General features: G+C 70.2%; 18 protein-coding genes and 1 riboswitch. Of the genes, 7 read left to right on the top strand and 11 right to left on the bottom strand.

Annotated features, from left to right (window positions below):
• Positions 1-21: 21 nt before the first annotated feature.
• From D6270_RS17135 to hisC, 5 genes are all read right to left on the bottom strand, one after another.
• The gene (locus D6270_RS17135; protein WP_109164626.1) at positions 22-1,728 is read right to left on the bottom strand and encodes a sensor histidine kinase; all 1,707 of its coding nucleotides are present in this window, start codon (positions 1,726-1,728) and stop codon (positions 22-24) included.
• A 105-nt stretch (positions 1,729-1,833) separates the two neighbouring features.
• Positions 1,834-5,457, bottom strand: coding sequence for a thiol reductant ABC exporter subunit CydD (gene cydD / locus D6270_RS17130; protein WP_109164627.1), 3,624 nt, complete (start codon positions 5,455-5,457; stop codon positions 1,834-1,836).
• 99 nt (positions 5,458-5,556) lie between these two features.
• Entirely contained in the window at positions 5,557-6,558 is a 1,002-nt protein-coding gene (cydB, locus tag D6270_RS17125) for a cytochrome d ubiquinol oxidase subunit II (RefSeq protein ID WP_109164628.1), read from the bottom strand.
• A gap of 18 nt (positions 6,559-6,576) precedes the next feature.
• On the bottom strand, positions 6,577-8,088 hold the full coding sequence (locus D6270_RS17120; RefSeq protein WP_109164629.1) for a cytochrome ubiquinol oxidase subunit I: 1,512 nt from the start codon (positions 8,086-8,088) through the stop codon (positions 6,577-6,579).
• 268 nt (positions 8,089-8,356) lie between these two features.
• Entirely contained in the window at positions 8,357-9,436 is a 1,080-nt protein-coding gene (gene hisC, locus D6270_RS17115) for a histidinol-phosphate transaminase (protein WP_109164630.1), read from the bottom strand.
• 393 nt (positions 9,437-9,829) lie between these two features.
• Between hisC and D6270_RS17110 the strand changes: the two genes are divergently transcribed.
• The 3 genes from D6270_RS17110 (at position 9,830) to D6270_RS17100 (ending at position 13,274) form a co-directional block, all read left to right on the top strand.
• Entirely contained in the window at positions 9,830-10,942 is a 1,113-nt protein-coding gene (locus D6270_RS17110) for a LacI family DNA-binding transcriptional regulator (RefSeq protein ID WP_076967683.1), read from the top strand.
• Positions 10,943-11,116: 174 nt separating this feature from the next.
• Complete coding sequence (locus D6270_RS17105) at positions 11,117-12,271, top strand: metallophosphoesterase (RefSeq protein ID WP_204117104.1); 1,155 nt, start codon at positions 11,117-11,119, stop codon at positions 12,269-12,271.
• A 181-nt stretch (positions 12,272-12,452) separates the two neighbouring features.
• Positions 12,453-13,274 (top strand): hypothetical protein, encoded by an 822-nt coding sequence (locus D6270_RS17100; RefSeq protein WP_109164631.1) that lies wholly within the window; start codon positions 12,453-12,455, stop codon positions 13,272-13,274.
• Between the two features lie 89 nt (positions 13,275-13,363).
• Here the strand turns inward: D6270_RS17100 and D6270_RS17095 are convergent, their stop codons facing one another.
• Both D6270_RS17095 and thiC read right to left on the bottom strand, forming a co-directional pair.
• The gene (locus D6270_RS17095; RefSeq protein ID WP_109164632.1) at positions 13,364-13,720 is read right to left on the bottom strand and encodes a DUF805 domain-containing protein; all 357 of its coding nucleotides are present in this window, start codon (positions 13,718-13,720) and stop codon (positions 13,364-13,366) included.
• 299 nt (positions 13,721-14,019) lie between these two features.
• Positions 14,020-15,822 (bottom strand): phosphomethylpyrimidine synthase ThiC, encoded by a 1,803-nt coding sequence (thiC, locus tag D6270_RS17090; protein WP_109164633.1) that lies wholly within the window; start codon positions 15,820-15,822, stop codon positions 14,020-14,022.
• Positions 15,815-15,949, bottom strand: a riboswitch (TPP riboswitch). (Overlaps the previous gene by 8 nt.)
• Positions 15,950-16,019: 70 nt before the next feature.
• Here thiC and D6270_RS17085 point away from each other — a divergent pair.
• Positions 16,020-17,363, top strand: coding sequence for a YibE/F family protein (locus D6270_RS17085; RefSeq protein ID WP_109164634.1), 1,344 nt, complete (start codon positions 16,020-16,022; stop codon positions 17,361-17,363).
• Positions 17,364-17,393: 30 nt separating this feature from the next.
• Here D6270_RS17085 and D6270_RS17080 read toward each other — a convergent pair whose 3' ends face one another.
• The 4 genes from D6270_RS17080 to D6270_RS17065 all read right to left on the bottom strand — a co-directional run bounded on the left by D6270_RS17080 (position 17,394) and on the right by D6270_RS17065 (position 19,642).
• Entirely contained in the window at positions 17,394-17,831 is a 438-nt protein-coding gene (locus tag D6270_RS17080) for an SsgA family sporulation/cell division regulator (protein ID WP_015609883.1), read from the bottom strand.
• Between the two features lie 101 nt (positions 17,832-17,932).
• A complete protein-coding gene (locus D6270_RS17075; RefSeq protein WP_318780023.1) occupies positions 17,933-18,703 on the bottom strand; it encodes an IclR family transcriptional regulator in 771 nt (256 codons plus the stop codon).
• A gap of 269 nt (positions 18,704-18,972) precedes the next feature.
• Positions 18,973-19,185, bottom strand: coding sequence for a DUF5326 family protein (locus D6270_RS17070; RefSeq protein WP_093686876.1), 213 nt, complete (start codon positions 19,183-19,185; stop codon positions 18,973-18,975).
• A 139-nt stretch (positions 19,186-19,324) separates the two neighbouring features.
• Positions 19,325-19,642 (bottom strand): cupin domain-containing protein, encoded by a 318-nt coding sequence (locus tag D6270_RS17065; RefSeq protein WP_099173235.1) that lies wholly within the window; start codon positions 19,640-19,642, stop codon positions 19,325-19,327.
• Positions 19,643-19,733: 91 nt separating this feature from the next.
• Here D6270_RS17065 and D6270_RS17060 point away from each other — a divergent pair, with 91 nt between their 5' ends.
• From D6270_RS17060 to D6270_RS17050, 3 genes are read left to right on the top strand one after another with little or no spacing between them, the layout of a single operon-like run.
• Entirely contained in the window at positions 19,734-20,111 is a 378-nt protein-coding gene (locus tag D6270_RS17060) for a phage holin family protein (RefSeq protein WP_093686830.1), read from the top strand.
• Positions 20,112-20,160: 49 nt separating this feature from the next.
• Positions 20,161-21,285 (top strand): cystathionine gamma-lyase, encoded by a 1,125-nt coding sequence (locus tag D6270_RS17055; protein ID WP_109164636.1) that lies wholly within the window; start codon positions 20,161-20,163, stop codon positions 21,283-21,285.
• Positions 21,286-21,329: 44 nt separating this feature from the next.
• Complete coding sequence (locus D6270_RS17050; protein WP_109164637.1) at positions 21,330-21,809, top strand: NUDIX domain-containing protein; 480 nt, start codon at positions 21,330-21,332, stop codon at positions 21,807-21,809.
• The last annotated feature ends 74 nt before the right edge of the window (positions 21,810-21,883 follow it).

The following is a 21,883-nucleotide window of genomic DNA, read 5'->3' as shown; positions in this document are numbered from 1 at the left end:
GGGGAGCGGCGTCCCCGAAGCTCACAGCGGCGCCTCCCACACCACCGTCGTACCGCCGCCGTCCTCCCCGATGCCCGGGCCGAACCAGCTCGCCCCGCCCAGCGACTCCGCCCGGCGCGCCAGATTGCGCAGTCCGCTGCGGCGGCCGCCCTCCGGGATGCCCACCCCGTCGTCGGCCACCGAGAGCCGCACCGCGCCCCGCCCGTCCGGCAGGGTCGCCGTGGCGTCGACGACCACGTCGATCACCGAGGCCCCGGCGTGCCGGAAGGCGTTGGACAGGGCCTCGCGCAGTGCGGCGACGAGGTTCTTGCCGGTCAGCTCGCCGACGAGCGCGTCGACGGCGCCCAGGAAGCGGTGCGATGGCTTGAAGCCGAGCGGGACCGCCGCCATGTTGATCTCCCGCAGGACGCGGGTGCGGAGGCCCGAGGGGGCCTCGGCCGGCTCCTGCTGGAGCGCGAAGATGGCCGTACGGATCTCCTGGATGGTCACGTCCAGCTCGTCGACCGCCCGGCCCACCCCGGTCCGCACCTCGGGCACCACCGACCTGCGCTGGGCGCTCTCCAGTATCATCCCGGTGGCGAACAGCCGCTGGATGACGAGGTCGTGGAGGTCGCGGGCGATCCGGTCCCGGTCCTCGTAGACCGCGAGCCGCTCCCGGTCGCGCTGCGCCTCGGCCATCATCAGCGCGAGCGCGGCCTGCGAGGCGAACTGGGTGGCGAGCGTCCGCTCGGTCCGGCTGAACGGGCGCGCGCCCCGCGCCCGGGGCGTCGCCAAGGCGCCGAGCACCCGCCCGCCGCTCTGCAGCGGCAGCAGCATGCTGGGCCCGAACCGGCCGGCCAGCCTGGTGACCATCCGGCTGTCGGTGGCCGAGTCGTCGATGAAGACCGCCTCGCCCGCCAGCAGCTTCGCCACCACCGTGGAGCGGGCCGGGATGATCACCCCGAGCGAGTCCGAGGGGTCGTCGGCGGAGACCGCGACGATCTCCAGACCGCCGTCCTCCGTGGGCAGCAGCACGATCCCGGCGGCCGAATCGGCGAGGTGGCGGGCCTGTTCGGCGACGACGGAGAGCGCGTCGTCGGCGTCGCCGCCCGAGAGGAGGGCGGTGGTCACCGCCACCGAACCGTCGATCCAGCGCTCCCGCTGGCGCGCCGCCTCGTACAGCCGGGCGTTGCCGATGGCGATCCCGGCCTCGGTGGCGAGCACCCGCACCATGTGCAGGTCGTAGTCGCTGAACTCGCCGCCGTCCTGCTTCTCGGTCAGGTAGAGGTTGCCGAAGACCTCCCCCTGGACCCGGATCGGCACACCGAGGAAGCTCCGCATCCGGGGGTGGCCCGGCGGGAATCCGGCGTACCGCGGATCATCGGTCAGATCGCTCAGCCGTACGGGGTCGGGCTCGTGGATCAGCGCGCCCAGCAGGCCCCGGTGTCCGTCGGGCCTGCGCCCGATCGCCCGGGCGGCCTCCTCCGGGACGCCGTGCGTGACGAAGTCGGAGAGCCCGTCGCCCGTCTCGTCGACGACCCCGATGGCGGCGTACCGGGCGTGGGCGAGCTCGGCGGCCGTCGCGCAGATGCGGTCGAGGGTGGAGTGCAGCTCCAGCCCCGTGCCGACCGAACGCATCGCCTCCAGGAGCTGGGGGACCCGGGCGGTGAGCTCGGTGGAGAGACCCCGCAGGCTGCGGGTGGCCTGCGTGGCGGCATCGAGTGAGTCCTGCGGGTCCGGCTCTGCCATGACCTGAGCCTAGTTAGTGGCGATAGGAGAGGAAAGTCGGGTTTTCTCCGTACGGGGTTGTGTATGGGGTTCCGTGCGGGCGGCGGCCACGGCCCCGTACGCGGCTCATGTCTCGGCCCCCACCAGCACCGTCTCCTTCTCCCGCTCCAGCATCCGGCGCAGCGGCCCGTCCTCGGCGGCGAGCTCCGCATACGGTCCGCGCTGTGCCACCCGGCCCGCGTCCAGCACCACCACCTCGTCGACCGCCTCGACCCCGGCCAGCCGGTGGGTGATCAGGACGGTCGTCCGCCCTTCGGTCGCCGCCAGCAGGTCGGCGGTGAGCGCGTCGGCGGTCGCCAGGTCGAGGTGCTCGGCCGGCTCGTCCAGGACGAGGACCGGGAAGTCGGCCAGCAGCGCCCGGGCCAGGGCGAGGCGCTGGCGCTGGCCGCCGGAGAGCCGGGCACCGTGCTCGCCGACCAGGGTGTTTAGCCCCTCCGGCAGGGAGCGGACCCACTCCAGCAGCCGGGCCCGGGAGAGCGCGTCGTCCAGCTCGGCGTCGGTGGCGCCGGTACGGGCGAGGCGCAGGTTCTCGCGGATGGAGCTGTCGAAGACGTGGGCGTCCTGGGCGCAGAGGCCGACGGAGCGCCGTACGGTGTCGCCGTCCAGATCGGCCGCCTGCACGCCGCCGAGGCTGTACGTCCCCGATGAGGCGTCCAGAAAGCGGAGCAGGACCTGCGCGAGCGTCGTCTTGCCGGAGCCGGAGGGGCCGACGACCGCGATACGGCGGCCGGGCACCAGCGTCAGGTCGACCGACTCCAGGGCGTCGCGGCGGGCCCCCGGGTAGCGGGCCGACAGCCCCCGCACCTCCAGCGGGAACGGCGAGGCGGGCGGATCGGCCGGGCTCGCGGGCTCCTGTACGGGGACGGGGGCATCGAGTACCTCGTACACCCGCTCCGCACTCCGCAGCACCCGCTGGCGGTACTGCACCGCGAGCGGCAGTCCGGCGACGGCCTCGAAGGCGGCGAGCGGGGTGAGCACCACCACCGCGAGCGCGACCCCGGCCAGCCGGCCGCCGTTCACGGCGGGTACGGCGACGAGCGCGGCGGCCACCACCGTGAGCCCGCAGACCAGGGCGGAGAGCCCGCCGCCCAGCGCCGTCGCGGTGGCCGCGCGGGAGACGATCCTGGTCAGCAGGCCGTCGGCGGCCCGCATCTGGGCCTGCCGGGCCGGAAGCGCCCCGGCGACGGTCAGCTCTGCCGTGCCGCCGAGGAGGTCGGTGACCCGGGTGGCCAGGGCGGCGCGCGCGGGCGCCAGCTGACGTTCCGTACGGCGGGCGAAGGCACCGCTGACCAGCGGCACACCAACCCCTGCGATCAGCAGTCCGACCGCCAGGATCACGCCAGCCTCGGGCAGCAGCCAGCCGGTGAACCCGGCGGCGGCCACGGAGACCGTGAGCGCGGTCCCGGCGGGCAGCAGCCAGCGCAGCCAGTAGTCCTGGAGCGCGTCCACGTCGGCGACGAGCCGGGAGAGCAGGTCGCCCCGGCGCACCGTGCGCAGCCCGGCGGGCGCGACGCGTTCGAGGCCGCGGTAGACCGCTACCCGGAGTTCGGCGAGCAGTTTGAGCACGGCGTCGTGGGAGACCAGACGCTCCGCGTACCGGAAGACCGCCCGGCCGATACCGAAGGCACGCGTCGCGGTGACAGCCATCATCAGGTAGAGCACCGGCGGCTGTTCGGAGGCGCGGGAGATCAGCCAGCCGGAGACGGCCATGAGCCCCACGGCCGACCCCACGGCGAGGCTGCCCAGCAGCAGCGCCAGGGCCAGCTGTCCACGCTGCGCCCCTGCCGCCTCCCGGACCCGGGTGAGGACCCGCCCGGTGCGGGCTCCGGTCTCCCGCAGCGGTCCGGCTCCGTGGGCCGGGCCGCCCCCGTCCTCGCGCGGATCCGCGGGCTCCAGCAGGGTCCCGGACTCCCGTACGTCGCCGGACTCCACCAGCTCCGCCGCCTCCAGCACATCCCCGGGGCGCCGCGCGTCCAGCGGCTCACCGCCCGCGAGGGGCTGCGGCACAGACAGTCCGGGCGCGGCGACCACCGCCGCCGGCTCCTGGGCCCCCGCAGGCCTCGGCTCCAGCGTCACCACCCGGTCCGCCACCGCCAGCAGGGCCGGGCGGTGGACGACCAGCAGCACGGTCCGGCCCGCCGCCAGCCTCCGTACGGCCTCGACGATCCCCGCCTCCGTCTCCCCGTCCAGGCTCGCGGTCGGCTCGTCCAGGAGCAGCAGCGGCCGGTCGGCGAGGAACGCCCGGGCGAGGGCGAGGCGTTGGCGCTGGCCGGCGGAGAGCCCGGCACCGTCCTCGCCCAGCAGGGTCCGCTCGGCGTCGGGCAGCTCCGCGACGAAGTCGTACGCCCCCGCGTCCCGCAGCGCCGCCACCACCGCCTCGTCGTCGGCGTCGGGCCGGGCTAGGCGGACGTTCTCCGCGATCGTTCCGGCGAAGAGGTGCGGGCGCTGCGGGACCCAGGCGATCCGGCTCCGCCAGCGCTCCAGGTCCAGCTCCGCGAGGTCCCTGCCGCCGACCCGGATGCGCCCCTCGTCGGGTACGGCGAACCCCAGGACCACGTTCAGCAAAGTGGACTTGCCGACGCCGCTCGGGCCGACCAGGGCGACGGTCTCCCCCGGTTCGACGGCAAGCGAGACGGCGTCCAGCGACGGATCGGTGCGGCCCTCGTGGCGTACGGTCACGCCCTCCAGCTCCAGGCGCGTCGAGTCCGGGACACGCTCGGTGCCCGCCGCCCGGGGCTCGGTCTCCAGGACCGCGAAGATCTCTTCGGCGGCCGAGAGCCCCTCCGCCGCCGCGTGGTACTGCGCCCCGACCTGCCGGATCGGCAGATACGCCTCCGGGGCCAGGAGCAGGACCACCAGGCCGGTGTAGAGGTCGAGTTCCCCGTGTACGAGCCGCATGCCGATGGTGACGGCGACGAGCGCGACCGACAGGGTGGCCAGCAGCTCCAGGGCGAACGAGGAGAGGAAGGCGATCCGCAGGGTGCGCACGGTGGCCCGGCGGTACTGCGAGGTGATGGTGCGGATCGACTCGGCCTGGGCCTTGGCGCGGCCGAAGACCTTGAGCGTCGGCAGCCCGGCGACGACATCCAGGAAGTGGCCGGAGAGCCGGGAGAGCAGCTGCCACTGCCGGTCCATCCGCGCCTGGGTGGCCCAGCCGATCAGGATCATGAAGAGGGGGATGAGCGGCAGCGTGACCACGATGATCGCGGCCGAGACCCAGTCCTCGGTGACGATCCGGGCCAGCACCGCCACCGGCACGACGACCGCGAGTCCCAGCTGCGGCAGGTAGCGCGCGAAGTAGTCGTCGAGTGCGTCGACCCCACGGGTCGCCAGCGCCACCAGGGAACCGGTGCGCTGTCCGCTCAGCCAGCCGGGGCCCAGGTGCGCGGCCCGCTCCAGGAGCCGGCCGCGCAGCTCGGACTTGACCGCCGCACTCGCCCGGTGGGCCGCCAGCTCGGTGAGCCAGGCGACCAGGGCGCGGCCCACGGCGACCGCCGCGAGCAGCAGCAGCGGGGTACGGAGCTCGGTGACCGTGAGCCCGTCCTCGAACCCGCCCACCACGATCTCGGCGATCAGCATCGCCTGGCCGATCACCAGCGCGGCGCCGACCAGGCCGAGGGCCACCACGGCCGCCAGGAAGAAGCGGGTGGCCTGTGCGTACCGCACCAGACGCGGGTCGATCGGTTTCACGTGAAACATCCCCCAGCAGCGGGATCGTCGGGATCAGCAGGGTCGGAGCGAGCCGGGCCGTGTTTCACGTGAAACACGGCCCGGCCGGGCCGGTGCGGCTCAGTGCGCGTCCGCGATGTGCTGGGTGCCGATCCGCTTGCGGAACACCCAGTACGTCCAGCTCTGGTACAGCAGCACCATGGGTGTGGCGATGCCGGCGCACCAGGTCATGATCTTCAGCGTGTACGGCGTGGACGAGGCATTGGTGACCGTGAGGTTCCACGCATCGTTCAGCGAGGACGGCATGACGTTCGGGAAGAGCGTCAGGAACAGCATCCCCACCGCCGCCACGATCGTCAGCCCCGAGAACGCGAACGACCAGCCCTCGCGCCCCTTGGCGATGGCCCCGATCGCCGCCACCAGGGCCACCACCGCCACGATCAGCGCCGCCAGACTCCAGCGGTCACCGCTCGCGGCCTGCGTCCAGAGCAGGAATCCCAGCGCCAGCACCGCCGTGGCCAGGCCCAGCTTGAGCGCCAGCGAGCGCGCCCGGACCCGGATGTCCCCGGCCGTCTTGAGCGCGGCGAACACCGCGCCGTGGAAGGTGAAGAGGAAGAGCGTGACGAGCCCGCCGAGAATCGCGTACGGGTTCAGCAGGTCGAAGAAGTTGCCCACGTACTCCATGTCGGCGTCGATCTTCACCCCGCGCACGATGTTCCCGAACGCCACGCCCCACAGCACCGCGGGGATCAGCGAGGTCCAGAAGATCGCGTTCTCCCAGTTGGTCTGCCACCGCTCCCCGGTCCGCTTGGCCCGGTACTCGAAGGCGACCCCGCGCACGATCAGGCAGAGCAGGATGATCAGCAGCGGCAGGTAGAAGCCGGAGAACAGGGTGGCGTACCACTCGGGGAAGGCCGCGAAGGTCGCGCCGCCCGCAGTGAGCAGCCAGACCTCGTTGCCGTCCCAGACAGGCCCGATCGTGTTGATGAGGACCCGCCGCTCCTTGCGGTCGCGGGCGAGCAGCTTGGTGAGGACGCCGATGCCGAAGTCGAATCCCTCCAGGAAGAAGTAGCCGATCCAGAGGACGGCGATGAGCACGAACCAGATGTCGTGGAGTTCCATCTCTCAGCTCCTGTGCTCTCAGTACGAGAAGGCCATGGGCCGGTCGGCGTCTTCGTCGTCGTGGCCGTTGATCCGGGTGGGCGGGTTGAGGTCGGACTCGGTGAGCTCCGGCGGCCCGGCCTTGATGTACTTCACGAGGAGCTTGACCTCGATGACCGCGAGCACGGCGTAGACGAGGGTGAAGAGGATCATCGAGGTGAGGATCTCGCCCTGTGACACACCGGGGGAGACCCCGTCGCGGGTCTGGAGGACCCCGTAGACCACCCACGGCTGGCGGCCCATCTCGGTGAAGATCCATCCCCAGGAGTTGGCGATGAGCGGGAAGAGCAGGGTCCAGAGAGCGGTGAGCCAGTAGAGCTTGGTGAACTTCGGGCTGAGCGCCTTGTTCCGGAAGAGGACCAGGTGGGGGACCTCGTCCTCACCGGTCCGCAGCGCCGGTGGCAGCAGGAACTTCCGCCGGGTCAGCCAGAGCCCCAGCAGCCCGAGGCCGAAGGAGGCCATCCCGAAGCCGATCATCCAGCGGAAGCTCCAGAACGCGACCGGGATGTTGGGCCGGTAGTCGCCGGGGCCGTACTTCTCCTCCTGGGCCTTGTTGATGTCGTTGATGCCCGGCACGTAGGAGTTCGGGTCGTTGTCGGCGAGGAAGGAAAGCACGCCGGGGAGTGAGATCTCGACGGAGTTGTGGCCCTCGCTGACGTCCCCGTACGCGAAGATCGAGAAGGGGGCGCGCTCCTGGCCGTCCCAGAGCGCCTCGGCGGCGGCCATCTTCATCGGCTGCTGGCGGAACATCACCTTGGCCAGCTGGTCACCGCTGACGGCGGTGAGCAGTCCGGCGATGACGACCGTGACCAGACCCAGCCGCAGCGAGGTCCGCATCACCGGGATGTGCTTCTTGCGCGCCAGGTGGAAGGCGGCGATGCCGACCATGAACGCCCCGCCGACCAGGAAGGCCGCCGTGATGGTGTGGAAGAACTGCGTCACCGCGGTGTCCTGGGTGAGCACCTTCCAGAAGTCGGTGAGCTCGGCGCGGCCGCGCTCCTCGTTGATCCTGTAGCCGACCGGGTGCTGCATCCAGGAGTTGGCCGCCAGGATGAAGTAGGCGGAGAGGATCGTGCCGAGCGAGACCATCCACATGCAGGCGAGGTGGATCTTCTTCGGCAGCCGGTCCCAGCCGAAGATCCACAGGCCGATGAAGGTGGACTCGAAGAAGAAGGCGATCAGCGCTTCGAAGGCGAGCGGGGCGCCGAAGATGTCGCCGACGAAGCGCGAGTAGTCGGACCAGTTCATGCCGAACTGGAACTCCTGGACGATGCCCGTGACCACACCCATGGCGATGTTGATCAGGAACAGCTTCCCCCAGAACTTGGTCGCCCTGAGGTACTTCTCCTTGTTCGTCCGCACCCAGGCGGTCTGCAGGCCGGCGGTGAGCGCGGCGAGCGAGATCGTCAGCGGAACGAAGAGGAAGTGGTAGACGGTGGTGATGCCGAACTGCCATCGCGCCAGGGTCTCCGGCGCCAGAGCGAGGTCCACGTCGTCTTTCTCCTTACGTCGCCGTGGTGACGCCACGTCTCCGTGGCCGCACCGGGCACTCTGCCCCTTTGATTCCACACATCGCGGGACGAATGGGGGCACGCTTGTGAACGCGTTCACATTCACAAGCAATTATGGCGCACGTATTTTCGGGCCGTTCGCCGGGGGTACCCCTTTTCGGTGCGGACGCATAGAGAAGGCCCCGGACCTCGTCGATCGAGGTCCGGGGCCACCCGGCCGTACAGAGGCCGCAGGGTGCGCCGGGGCGCTACAGCTCCGCGCGGAACGCCTCCGCCGCCTTCAGGAAGAGGTCGTTGCCCTCGCTCTCGCCGATCGTGACCCGTACGCCCTCACCCTTGAACGGGCGTACCACCACACCGGCCCGCTCACAGGCGGCAGCGAAGTCGAGGGCCCGCCCACCCAGACGCAGCCAGACGAAGTTGGCCTGCGACTCCGGCACGGTCCAGCCCTGCCGCACCAGCTCCCCGGCCACCCGGCTCCGCTCGGCGACCAGCGAACCGACCCGGCCCAGCAGCTCGTCCTCCGCGCGCAGCGAGGCGACCGCCGCGTCCTGGGCGAGCTGGCTGACGCCGAAGGGGACGGCGGTCTTCCGCAGCGCGGCGGCCACCGGCTCGTGGGCCACGGCGAACCCGACCCGCAGCCCCGCGAGGCCGTACGCCTTCGAGAAGGTCCGCAGCACCGCCACATTGGGCCGGTCCCGGTAGATCTCGATGCCGTCGGGCACATCGGCGTCGCGGATGAACTCCTTGTACGCCTCGTCGAGGACCACCAGCACATCGCCGGGCACCCGGTCCAGGAACCGCTCCAGCTCGGCCCGGCGCACCACAGTCCCGGTGGGGTTGTTCGGGTTGCAGACGAAGATCAGCCGGGTCCGGTCGGTGACCGCCGCGGCCATCGCGTCGAGGTCGTGCACCTCACCGCTGGTCAGCGGGACCTTCACCGAGGTCGCACCGCTCACCTGCGTGATGATCGGGTACGCCTCGAAGGAGCGCCAGGCATAGATGACCTCGTCGCCCGGGCCCGAGGTGGCCTGGAGCAGCTGCTGGGCCACCCCGACAGATCCGGTGCCGGTGGCGAGGTGCGAGAGCGGCACACCGAACCGGTCGGACAGCTCGTTCATCAGCCCGGTGCACGCCATGTCCGGGTAGCGGTTGAAGCTGCCCGCGGCGGCGAGCGCCGACTCCAGGACCCCCGGAAGCGGCGGGTAGGGATTCTCGTTGGAGGACAGCTTGTAGGCGACCGGTCCGCCGGCCGCCGCCGGCCTGCCCGGCACATAGGCGGGAACGCCGTCCAGCTCGGCGCGCAGCTTGGGGCTCGTCTCGCTCACCGCAGGTCCTCCTCGACCGTCCGTACACATCAATACTGCTCACCATATGAGGATTGGGCGCCGCTGCGAATGGGCCGGGCACGGAATCTCCCGCAGTGCCGGGAATGGCCTGTCATCGTGGCCCTTCCCAGGGGGGAGCGTTTTCGGTTGCGGCGCGCGCCCGTGTCTCACGCCGTGGCGCGCGTCCCCCGAAGTGGTGAGTTGAGACCTCTTCGAGACATCGACCATTCAGCAGGCCGCCGGCCACCAACACCTGACACACTAATGTCGAGGCCTTCAACACCCTTTCATTGCAAGGTATTTGACCATTGATGATCATGCAGAAACGTGCCTGTCAATGGGTGCATATGCGACCGGACCGACCGCCCTTCCGAGCCCTACTATCGGCTCGCCATGACAGCAGCAGGGAAGCACCAGGTGAGCCGGACGGAGACCCCCCGGCGCAGCGGCCGGCCAGGACGGGCGGGGATCCGCGACGTGGCCGCCGCGGCCGGAGTCTCGATCACGACCGTCTCCGACGCGCTCAACGGCAAGGGCAGGCTCCCGGACGCCACCCGCAGCCATGTCCGCGAGGTCGCAGAGCGCTTGGGCTACCGCCCCTCCGCAGCGGCCCGAACCCTCCGTACGGGCAAGTCGGGGCTGATCGGCCTGACCGTGACCACGTACGGGGATGAACCTTTCACCTTCACCGAGTTCGCGTACTTCGCGGAGATGGCGAGAGCCGCGACCTCGGCGGCGCTCGCCCGGGGCTACGCCCTGGTCATCCTCCCCGCCACCTCCCGGCACGACGTCTGGTCGAACGTCGCCCTCGACGGGACCGTCGTCATCGACCCCTCCGACCAGGACCCGGTCGTCACCGAACTCGTCCGCCAGGGGCTGCCCGTCGTATCGGACGGCCGCCCGGCCGGGACGCTCCCCGTCACCGCCTGGGTCGACAACGACCACCGGGCCGCCGTACTCGACCTCCTCGACCACCTCGCCGCCGCCGGAGCGCGCCGTATCGGCCTGCTGACCGGCACCACCACCGACACGTACACCCGGCTCTCCACCACCGCCTATCTGCACTGGTGCGAGCGGGTCGGGCAGGACCCCGTGTACGAGTCCTACCCGGCGCACGACCCCTGCGCGGGCGCGGTCGCCGCGGACCGGCTGCTCGCCCGCCCGGACCGACCCGACGCGGTCTACGGGCTCTTCGACCCCAACGGCACCGATCTCCTCGCCGCCGCCCGCCGCTACGGCCTGCGGGTCCCCGAGGACCTGCTGCTGGTCTGCTGCAGCGAGTCCACCGTGTACGCGGCCACCGAACCGCCCATCACGACGCTCTCGCTGAAGCCCCGCCGCATCGGCACGGCCGTCGTCCAGCTCCTCATCGACGCCATCGAAGGCGTCGAACACGACGGGCCGGTCGAGCAGGTGATACCGACGGAGCTCATCGTCCGGACCTCCTCGCAACGCCGTCCACCGCGCACCACGGTCAGCGCGCCACGCTCCCCCAGCAGGGATTGATCGGCTCTTTTCGGACCAATCGGCCGGTGAACCGTACGTGCGCCCGGATTCACCACCCCTGGTGCGTCACACAGATCGATCCGCATTCCTATGATGGGCGCACGACACCGCGGACCACCTCTACCAGGCAAGGCCCGTCAGGTGTACGGCGGCGCGACGGTGGTGGAGGGGTCGATGACTCAGGGGGCCGGTCAGGAACCCGTGGTGCGGACGGCGACGTTGCGTGACTTCAGAGTTCCGCCGTACGCACAGACGCCCGTACCACCGCAGACGCCCGGAGCGGCGCCGCACCCGTCACTGCCCCCGCACGCGCCGGCGCCCGTGCCGCACGCCTCTGTGCCCCCGCACGCCTCCGCACCACCCCACCTGCCGCACCCCGGGAACGCGGCCGTCGGCGACGAACCCCCGGAGGGGTACACCCCCACCGAGCGCGACCTCCCCGTCATCAACCGCGGCGACACCGTCCAGGTGCAGACCGTCCCCGAACCCCGCCCCGACAACGGGGAGGGGCGCGGCCCGCTCTTCGTCGTCGGCGACGTCCACGGCTATCTCGACGAGCTGGTGGCCGCCCTCGCCGCCCAGGGCCTCATCGACGCCGACGGCAACTGGGCCGCGGGCAACGCCCGGCTCTGGTTCCTCGGCGACTTCACCGACCGCGGCCCCGACGGCATCGGGGTCATCGACCTCGTCATGCGGCTCTCGGCGGAGGCTGCGGCGGCGGGCGGCTACTGCAAGGCCCTGATGGGCAATCACGAGCTGCTCCTCATCGGCGCCAAGCGGTTCGCCGACACCCCCGTCAACTCCGGGGCCGGCACCGCCACCTTCCAGGCCGCCTGGCTGCTCAACGGCGGCCAGAAGAACGACATGGACCGCCTCCAGGACGTCCACCTCCAGTGGATGTCCCGACTCGACGCGGTCGTCGAGGAGGACGGGCATCTGCTGATGCACTCCGACACGACGGCCTACCTCGACTACGGCTCCACCATCGAGGACGTCAACGACACGATCACCGCCATCCTCACCCGTAACGACGCCGACGAGTGCTGGGACCTCTTCCGCAAGCTCACCAAGCGGTTCGCCTTCCGCGACGAGGGCGGCGCCGAAGCGGTGCGCGAGCTGCTGGCGACGTACGGCGGACAGCGCGTCGTCCACGGTCACAGCCCCATTCCGTACCTCCTCGGCGAGGTCGGCACGGAGGACGGCGAGGACGGTTCGGGGCCGGTGGTGAACGGTCCGCACGTGTACGCGGACGGGCTCGCCATCGCCATGGACGGCGGAGTGACCATGGCCGGAAAGCTACTGGTCGTCCAACTCCCCCTGCATGACTGAGCCCTGGCCGGGAAGGGGCATCTGGATCGGACCGCGCCGATCATCGGGCCCAATTCCGGAAACACCCTGTCACCACGCGCCGTGAGCGCTCTACCATCGGCTCATCAGTGGCAGGCTCTCCTCCGTTTCCGCCCGATCGCCCGGTCAACGCGGGCTGCCGGGCCCGACGGAGCATCGGGGGATGCAGATGACAAGCGCTCCGCACCTGCAGGCAGAGGACGGTCCCGAGTACGCGCGGATCCTCGGCGACGCACTGCGTCACGCCCATGAGCGCCCGGACCTGGAGGGCGTCGGCGACCGGCTCAACACCGAGCAGCTGCGCACGATGGCGCTCAACGCCACAGCGCTGATAACCGCGGCCGCCGCCACCGAGTACGAGCGCTACGTCAAGGCCCGGGCCGAGCTGCGCGCGGCGAGCGCCACGCTCCCGGAGGGCGAGCGGTACGCGGACGGCTCCGGCGCGGCCGGGCCGGGCGCCGGCATAGGGGCGGTCCTCACGGTCCTCACTCCACTGCTCGCGGGCACCGCCGCCGTCATCTTCCTGCTCGTCGGCTATCTGCTGAAGGCGGTCAGCCCGTCGGTCGCCTTCGGCACCACCCTGGTCGCGGCCGGGTGGTTCTTCGCCGCTGTCGCCGCCGCGGCCATCCTGGTCGCCGCCGTGGGGCTGCTCGTCACCGCCCTGCGCAACGGCTCCACCTCGCGGGCCGCCGAGGACGAGGAGGACGAGCTTCCGGAGGAGGTCGCCCGGGCCCGGGAGGCCTGGCGCCACGCGCTGCTGGAGCGCGGCATCCTGCCGTTCCTGCGGGACGCCCTGGCCGACCCGGCCGCGGGCCCCGCCGCGCGGACCCCGCACCGCTCGCCCCACCGCATCCCGAAGGTCGGCTACAGCAGGCCGGACTTCTCCGGTCCGGAGGACGGTCCGTCGGCCGGACCCCGGCCGACCTTCACGAGCCCCGACTTCACCAGCCCGGACTTCGGCGGGCCGGACCACCGGCCGGAGTAGGGCCCGTTGGGTTCCGGAAACGCCACAGGCCGGGGCGGCGAGTGCCGCGCCCGGCCTGTGCGGTGCTCCGGCCCTGCCGGAGCGGTGGATCAGCCCACCTGCGGGGCGAGCTTCGGGTTGGTGCCGTACTGGTTCGGCTCCTGCTTGCCCTCGGAGGCGAGGAAGACGATCAGGACGATGGCACCGATCAGCGGGATCAGCACGAGCAGCAGCCACCAGCCCGAGCGGCTGGTGTCGTGCAGACGGCGCACGGCGACCGCGAGCGACGGGATGAGGATCGCGAGGGAGTAGATGTAGGAAAGGATCTCCGTGCCGATCAGGCTGGCGATGATCGACAGGACGATGCTGATCACAAAGCTGACCAGCGTGAACATCCAGAACTCCTTGCGGCGCGCGCGCCCGCTGAAGCCTGCGTAGTTCTTGAGTACTGCCAGGTACCAGTCCATGGTGTTTCCCTCCCCGAGGCCCTCGTGCGAGGGCCGCCAAATTTCAGCCAAGCAAGCCGGAAAGTAAGCCACAGATAAGGAACGGGTCAAGCTCAGTTGACGCAGCTGCGAAACGTACATACAGCTGCCACACGACTGTGTCCATACTGTCGCTTAACAAGGTCCGCTATCACACCAGATGATGATCAAGCTCGCAAGATACTCATAGGGGGTGATCTGCGGCGCGAGGTCACCGGCCCGTACGGAGACCGCCCCCGACAACCGCGAACGGTTGCCGGGGGCGGGTGTGAAGGGGCCGTCTACTCGGCGATCGGCAGGTAGACCCGGTTGCCGGACGCTGCGAACTCCTTCGACTTCTCGGCCATGCCCTCCTCGATCTCCTCCTGCGAACCGCCGTGCTGACGGCGGATGTCCTGGGAGATCTTCATCGAGCAGAACTTCGGTCCGCACATGGAGCAGAAGTGCGCTGTCTTCGCCGGCTCGGCGGGCAGCGTCTCGTCGTGGAACTCCCGCGCCGTGTCCGGGTCGAGGGCCAGGTTGAACTGGTCCTCCCACCGGAACTCGAACCGCGCGTCGGAGAGCGCGTCGTCCCACTCCTGAGCGCCCGGGTGCCCCTTGGCGAGGTCGGCCGCGTGCGCGGCGATCTTGTAGGTGATGACCCCGGTCTTCACGTCGTCCCGGTTGGGCAGCCCCAGGTGCTCCTTGGGCGTGACGTAACAGAGCATCGCCGTGCCCCACCAGGCGATCATCGCGGCACCGATGCCCGAGGTGATGTGGTCGTAGGCGGGCGCGACATCCGTGGTCAGCGGACCGAGCGTGTAGAACGGCGCCTCCTCACAGATCTCCTGCTGGAGGTCGATGTTCTCCTTGATCTTGTGCATCGGGACATGCCCGGGGCCCTCGATCATCGTCTGCACGCCGAACCGCTTGGCGATCGTGTTGAGCTCGCCCAGCGTCCGCAGTTCGGCGAACTGCGCCTCGTCGTTGGCGTCCGCGATCGATCCGGGGCGCAGCCCGTCACCGAGGGAGTAGGTGACGTCGTACGTCGCCAGGATCTCGCAGAGCTCCTCGAAGTGCTGGTAGAGGAAAGACTCCTGGTGATGCGCCAGGCACCAGGCCGCCATGATCGACCCACCGCGCGAGACGATGCCGGTCTTACGACGGGCCGTCAGCGGGACGTACGGCAGGCGCACTCCGGCGTGCACCGTCATGTAGTCCACGCCCTGCTCGGCCTGTTCGATGACGGTGTCCTTGTAGATCTCCCAGGTCAGCTCCTCGGCCCGGCCGTCCACCTTCTCCAACGCCTGGTAGAGCGGCACCGTTCCGATCGGCACGGGGGAGTTGCGCAGCACCCACTCACGGGTGGTGTGGATGTTGCGGCCGGTGGAGAGGTCCATGACCGTGTCGGCGCCCCACTTGGTCGCCCAGGTCATCTTGTCGACCTCCTCCTCGATGGAGGAGGTGACGGCCGAGTTGCCGATGTTGGCGTTGACCTTCACCAGGAACCGCTTGCCGATGATCATCGGCTCGATCTCGGGGTGGTTGACGTTGGCCGGCAGCACGGCCCGGCCCGCCGCGATCTCCTCCCGCACGACTTCGGCCTCGACGTTCTCCCGGATGGCGACGTACTCCATCTCCGGGGTGATCTCCCCCCGCCGGGCGTATGCGAGCTGCGTGACGGGCCGTCCGTCGCGGCTGCGGCGCGGCTGACGCGGACGGCCGGGGAAGACGGCGTCGAGGTTGCGCAGCCCGCCGCGCGGCGAGGTGTGCTTGAGCCCGTCGTCCTCGGGGCGGACCGGGCGGCCCGCGTACTCCTCGGTGTCGCCGCGGGCGATGATCCAGTTATCCCGCAGGGGAGCGAGGCCCCGGCGGACATCGGTGTCGATGGCGGGATCGGTGTACGGCCCCGACGTGTCGTACAGCGCCACGTCCTTGCCGTTGGTGAGGTGCACCTGTCGGACCGGCACCCGGAGGTCCGGGCGCGAGCCCTGGACGTACCCCTTGTGCCAGCCGATGGACTTCCCGGCCTCGTCGTCCGGAGTGCCGTCCGGCGTTCCGTCGTTCTGTTTCGAGGCAGGCGTGCGTGCGTCCGCTGTGGTCATGAGACCTACTCCCTACGCCGGCATTACCCGGTAACAGGTTCGGCGGTCGGCGCAGCCATGTCCCGTACGGATGTACGGCGATCAGCGCCCTCTCAGCCCGGTGCTCCGAGCTCCCGCGTGTGCAAAGGTGCCTCCACGCTAGCGTCCTTTCCGGCGAGCTGACCAGAGGGCCCTCCCGTTCTTGCGATGATCGCCCCGTGACCTCCCCCCAAAGCGACCCCGCACCCCAGCCGCCCCAGGGCCACAGCCACGGACATACGCACAGCCATGGTCCCGCCGCCCCGGTCTCCAAGCATCTGCGCAAGGTCATCGCCGCCGTCCTGATCCCGTTCGCCACGGCGGTCGTCGTCGGCCTGATCGCGTTCTGGCCCGGCGGCGTCCCCGCCCACGAGCGCACCGGCGTCGGATTCGACCGGCAGACCCAGGACGGCAAGGTCGTCCAGGTCGTCAAGGTCGACTGCGCCGACGTCAACGCCTCACAGGTACCACCCACCGGTGACACCTCCACCCCCTCGGGCCGCGAGGCCGTCAACGAGCAGCAGGGGGAGTGCGCGAAGGCGACCGTCGAGGTGACCAGCGGCGACGACAAGGGCCGTAAGTTCGTCGAGGTGGTCCAGCCGGACGCGCCCCGCCAACTGCGCGAGGGCCAGGGCGTGGTCGTGGCGTACGCCCCCGACGCGCCCCGCGACCTCCAGTACAGCGTCACCGATGTGAACCGGAAGATCCCGATGACGCTGCTGGCGGCGATCTTCGCCCTGGCGGTGGTCGCGGTGGGCCGGCTGCGCGGGGTGATGGCGCTGGTGGCGCTGGCCGTCTCGTTCGCCGTGCTGACCCTGTTCATCCTGCCGGCGATCCTGCAGGGCTCGAATCCGCTGGTGGTGGCGGTGATCGGGGCCAGCGCCATCATGCTGGCGGCGCTCTACATGTGCCACGGGGTGACGGCCCGTACGTCCGTCGCGGTCATCGGCACGCTGATCTCACTGCTGCTGATCGGGCTGCTCGGCTCGCTGTTCATCGGCTGGGCCGATCTGAGCGGCAACACCGACGACAACACCGGCCTCATCCACGGTCTCTACCCGGACATCGACATGAGCGGTCTGCTGCTGGCCGGTGTCATCATCGGATCGCTCGGGGTACTCGACGATGTGACGGTCACCCAGACCTCCGCCGTCTGGGAATTGCACCAGGCGGACCCGCAGATGGGCTGGCGCGGGCTGTACCGGGCAGGTATCCGCATCGGACGGGACCACATCGCCTCCGTCGTGAACACCCTGGTGCTGGCGTACGCGGGCGCGGCGCTGCCCCTGCTACTGCTCTTCTCCATCGCCCAGTCCAGTGTGGGCACGGTGGCCAACAGCGAGCTGGTCGCCGAGGAGATCGTCCGGACGCTGGTCGGTTCGATCGGTCTGGTCGCCTCGGTGCCGGTGACGACGGTGCTCGCCGCGCTGGTGGTCTCCGCCGACCGTCCGGGCGCCTCCACCCCCTCATCCACGGCCGCCGCCCCCGCACGGACCGGCAGGGGGCGCCGGCGTAAGGCGTGAGAGGCGCGAGGCGGGGCTGTACGGGCCGGCTCAGCCCGCGTTCTGCTCCTCGGCGAGGATGCGGCCGAGCGCCTCCTCCAGGTTCCCGTCGAAGTCACCCAGCGTGTGCTCCTGACCGAGGGGCACCAGCTTGTCGGTCCGGTCGAGAAACGCCACCAGTGGTGCCGTGCCGGCCCGGAACAGCGCGCGGTCCGCGCCGACCTGAAGACGGATGTGCACATCGCCGAGCCCCTCGGGCTCGGTCGGCCCGATGTGCACATCGCCGTCGCCGCTCGGGCTGTTGAGCCCGTCCAGCAGCAGCTCGCGGCCGAATGCCCAGGTCACAGGGGCATCGCCGGGCAGATGGAACGTCATCCGGATGGCGTAGGGATCAGCCACCTCGTACCGGAGCTCCACCGGAATACGGAACGAGAGCTCCTCGGAGACGAGGAAGCTCATCATGACCTCTGCTTGAACCGACTCGCGCATCGTCCAACCCCGGAGTAGATGAAACTGGCCAGGAATGATCCCCCATGGCCCTATTGACGCCATCGTGGTGCACGCGATAGCAGATCACAAGGAGTGATTTTTCAGATACTGATAGAGAACACGAACGAACGCAAGAGGCTCGCCACTTCGCCACGTAGCTGTTCGACTGCGGGCAGCAACCGTTCCTCCCGGTCCAGGGGTACGGAAATGGCCATCGCCGCAATGGTGGCACCGGCTGTGACGGGAATGGCGGCGCAGACGGTACCCAGTGCGTACTCCTGGCGTTCGATGACCGGTTCACCCCGCCGCAGGGTCCGGAGCCGCTCAAGAAGCGCCGCGCGATCTCGCACTGAGTAACGAGTGAGGGGCCGTACGGGGTGCCGGTCGAGGTGGTCCTCGCGGTCCTTCTCGTCCAGCTGGCCGAGAAGACACTGCCCGATCGCGTGCGCGTGGCCGGTCTCCCGGAAGGAGGCCCACTCGTCGACCGCCGGGGCGTCGGGGGCGTCCGCGACCGCGATGAGCTCGATCTCGCCGTCGCGGTAGACCGCGCAGTACACCGGGACCCCGAGGGCGTCCCGCCAGTGCGCGAGGGAGTCGGGGACGGAGGCGGGGCGGCGTCTGGAGGCCCGAGCGGAGGTCAGGTTCTCGGCGGCCGCACCGAAGAGGAAGACACCGTTCTCCCGGCGGAGATAGCCCTCGTGGGTGAGCGTGCGCAACAGGTGGTACGCGGTCGGCAGCGGTAGGCCTGCCTCACGTGCGAGTTGCTTGGCGGGCGCCCCGTCCCGATGGGTGCCCACAGCCTCCAGCAGCCTCAACGCCCGCTGAACCGAACCGATCAACGTCGGAACAGCGGTACTCGATGCCGTGGTCAAAGGTCACCCCCAGGCATGGTGACGGGCCGTCAGCCCTCCCGTGGAGGCCGCCCCCACGGGGCTGCCGCACCAACGACCGGACTGTCGTACAAACCACTGGTCACTCGGTCGGTTCGGTGACAGAAGGTCACATTCCAGATGGCGGCAGCGTTATGTCACTGTATCGGCCGCCTCCGGCAGGAGGGTGTTTTCCTCCGGGACTTAGCTCTGCTGGGCTAATCCGCAGGCCTGTGCGTGCCCCCGCCCCACACCGGCCCGCGGGGCCTCTCCTACCAATCACCACGCGAGGACGAGGAGGATGTGAACTTGCGTACGACGAAGATCAGACCGCCGACCAGCACGACGAAGACCAGCACCTTGAAGAGCAGGCTGATCACGAAGCCGATCACACTGGCGATCAGACCGCCGAACACGAAGATCGCGATGACGGGCACCGCGATCCACTTCACCCACCAGGGCATCCCCGCGTATATCTCCCGCACGGCCATCGCCATCTACCTCGTCTCTCTGGGTTCCTGCCTCGATGCTAAGCGCGCGCCGGGACCCGACAGGGACCTCGCAGCCCTTGAAGACCCCTGATCGAACCCTTAGGGAACCCGGGGCCCCGAGGCGCCGGAACCCTCAGCCCTCCGGAGGCGAGAAGACGACCATCACCCGCAGGTCCTCGGTGATGTGGTGGAACTTGTGGGCCGCCCCGGCCGGCACATAGACGACGCTCCCCCGGCCGACCTGAGTCGTCTCCGTCCCCACCGTGATCGACGCCCGGCCGCTGACGACGAAGTACACCTCGTCCTGCTGGTGCGGCTGCTGCGGATCGAGTGCCCCCGCGTCCAGCGCGTACAGGCCGACGGACATGTTCCGCTCCCGCACGAACTGCAGGTAGGCGCCGTCGTTGGCGGCTCGTTCCGCCTCCAGCTCGTCCAGTCTGAATGCCTTCATGGCCCGTCCGCCCCTAGTGACCCGTACTACCGGTTCCGTGTGCGCCGTCGGTGTCTGTCAACCACCGATCATGTCTGCCACGATCAGACACATGAAGAATTTCGTAGTCAAGACGATCGCCAACGCGGGTGCGCTGGCCGTGGCCATCTGGCTGATCGGGAACATCACGCTGGAGGGCGGCTCCACCGGCCGCAAGATCCTCACCCTGATCCTGGTCGCGCTGATCTTCGGTGTGGTGAACTTCCTGGTCAAGCCGGTCGTCCAGCTTCTGACCTTCCCGCTGTTCATCCTCACGCTCGGGCTGATCACCCTGGTGGTCAACGCGCTGATGCTGCTGCTGACCTCCTGGCTGGCCGGCGTCTTCGATCTCAGTTTCCATGTCGAGGGCTTCTGGACCGCGGTGCTCGGCGCCCTGATCATCTCGGTCGTCTCCTGGGCCCTCAACATGGTCCTGCCGGACGAGGACTGACTGCGGCCTTTCCCCGGACCGCCCGACCACAGACGAATCACGGAGCAGCATGAGCACCATGGGCGACGGAACGCGCGCGGTACGCGCCGGACTTCCCGAACCGGAGCAGTACGAACCGACCCTGCCCGGGCCGGTCTTCGCCGCGCACTTCCACCTCTCCGGCGACCCGGTGGGCCCTTATACCTACGGCCGGGACACCAACCCGACGTGGACCCATCTGGAACGGGCCATCGGCGAGCTGGAGGCACCCGGTGAGGACGTGAGCACCACCGTCTTCGCCTCGGGCATGGCGGCGATCACCGCCGTGCTGCTCTCGCAGGTCCGCACCGGGGACACCGTCGTGCTGCCGGACGACGGCTACCAGGCGCTGCCGCTCGTACGGGAGCAGCTGACGGCCTTCGGCGTCGAGGTCCGGACCGCGCCGACCGGCGGCGACGCCCAGCTGGCGCTCCTGGAGGGCGCGAAGCTGCTGTGGATCGAGAGCCCCTCCAACCCGGGCCTGGACGTCTGCGACATCCGCCGGCTCGTGGCCGCCGCACACGAGGCGGGTGCGCTGGTCGCCGTCGACAACACCCTGGCGACCCCGATCGGCCAGCGCCCGCTGGAGCTCGGCGCGGACTTCTCGGTGGCCAGTGACACCAAGGGCATGACCGGGCACGGCGACATCCTGCTGGGCCATGTCACCTGCCGTGACCCCGGACTGACCGCCAACGTACGCCGCTGGCGCAAGGTGGCCGGTGCGATTCCGGGCCCGATGGAGGCCTGGCTCGCCCACCGCTCGCTCTCCACGCTCCAACTGCGGATCGACCGGCAGTGCACCACGGCCCTGGCCCTCGCCGAGGCACTGGCCAAGCGGGCCGAGGTCACCGGGCTGCGGTATCCGGGGCTGCCCACCGACCCGTCGTACGGGACCGCCGTGGGCCAGATGCGGCGCTTCGGTTCGGTGGTGTCGTTCGAGCTGGCCGACCGGGAGACGGCGGAGCGCTTCCTCGCCGCGCTGCGGCTGGTCGACGACGCGACGAGTTTCGGGGGCGTACGTTCCACCGCCGAGCGCCGGGGCCGTTGGGGCGGCGACGCCGTTCCGGAGGGGTTCATCCGCTTCTCGGTCGGCGCGGAGGACCCGGAGGACCTGCTGGCGGACGTGGCGCGGGCGCTGGACGAAGCGGTCCGGTAGGCCGGAGGAGTTTCAGACGGGCGCGTGCGGGCCACTCTCTTGCCATGACCGAACGTCCTGTGGTCAAGCGCACCGCACGCGCCATCCTCCTCGACGGCGACGACCTCGTCCTCATCAAGCGCACCAAGCCGGGGGTCGATCCGTACTGGCTCACGCCCGGCGGCGGGGTGGAGCCGGAGGACGCCACCGTCGTCGAGGCCCTGCACCGGGAGGTCGACGAGGAGCTCGGCGCCAAGATCGTCGATGTGGTGCCCTGCTTCGTCGACACCGTGGAGCACATCGCGGACGGGGGCGTCACGGGGGTGAAGGTCCAGCACTTCTTCGTCTGCCGGCTCGCGTCGATGGACATCACCCAGCGGCACGGCCCGGAGATCGACGAGCCTCTCGGGGAGTACGAGATCGTACGGGTGCCGTTCAGCCGGGTCGGGATCGCCGCCGTGCATCTCGTACCGCTCTCCCTGCGCCACTATCTGGACGGCAACATCGAGGGCGTACGGGCGATGCACGCCCCCGACCTGAGCTGACGGCCCCGGACTCGGCCGCGGCCACGCTCCATGTTTCACGTGAAACCGAGCGGCGGACGCTTCGGTTCTCGGCC

It is taken from the genome of Streptomyces griseus subsp. griseus (assembly GCF_003610995.1).
Lineage (GTDB): Bacteria > Actinomycetota > Actinomycetes > Streptomycetales > Streptomycetaceae > Streptomyces.
This window is presented reverse-complemented; position numbering and strand designations above follow the sequence as displayed.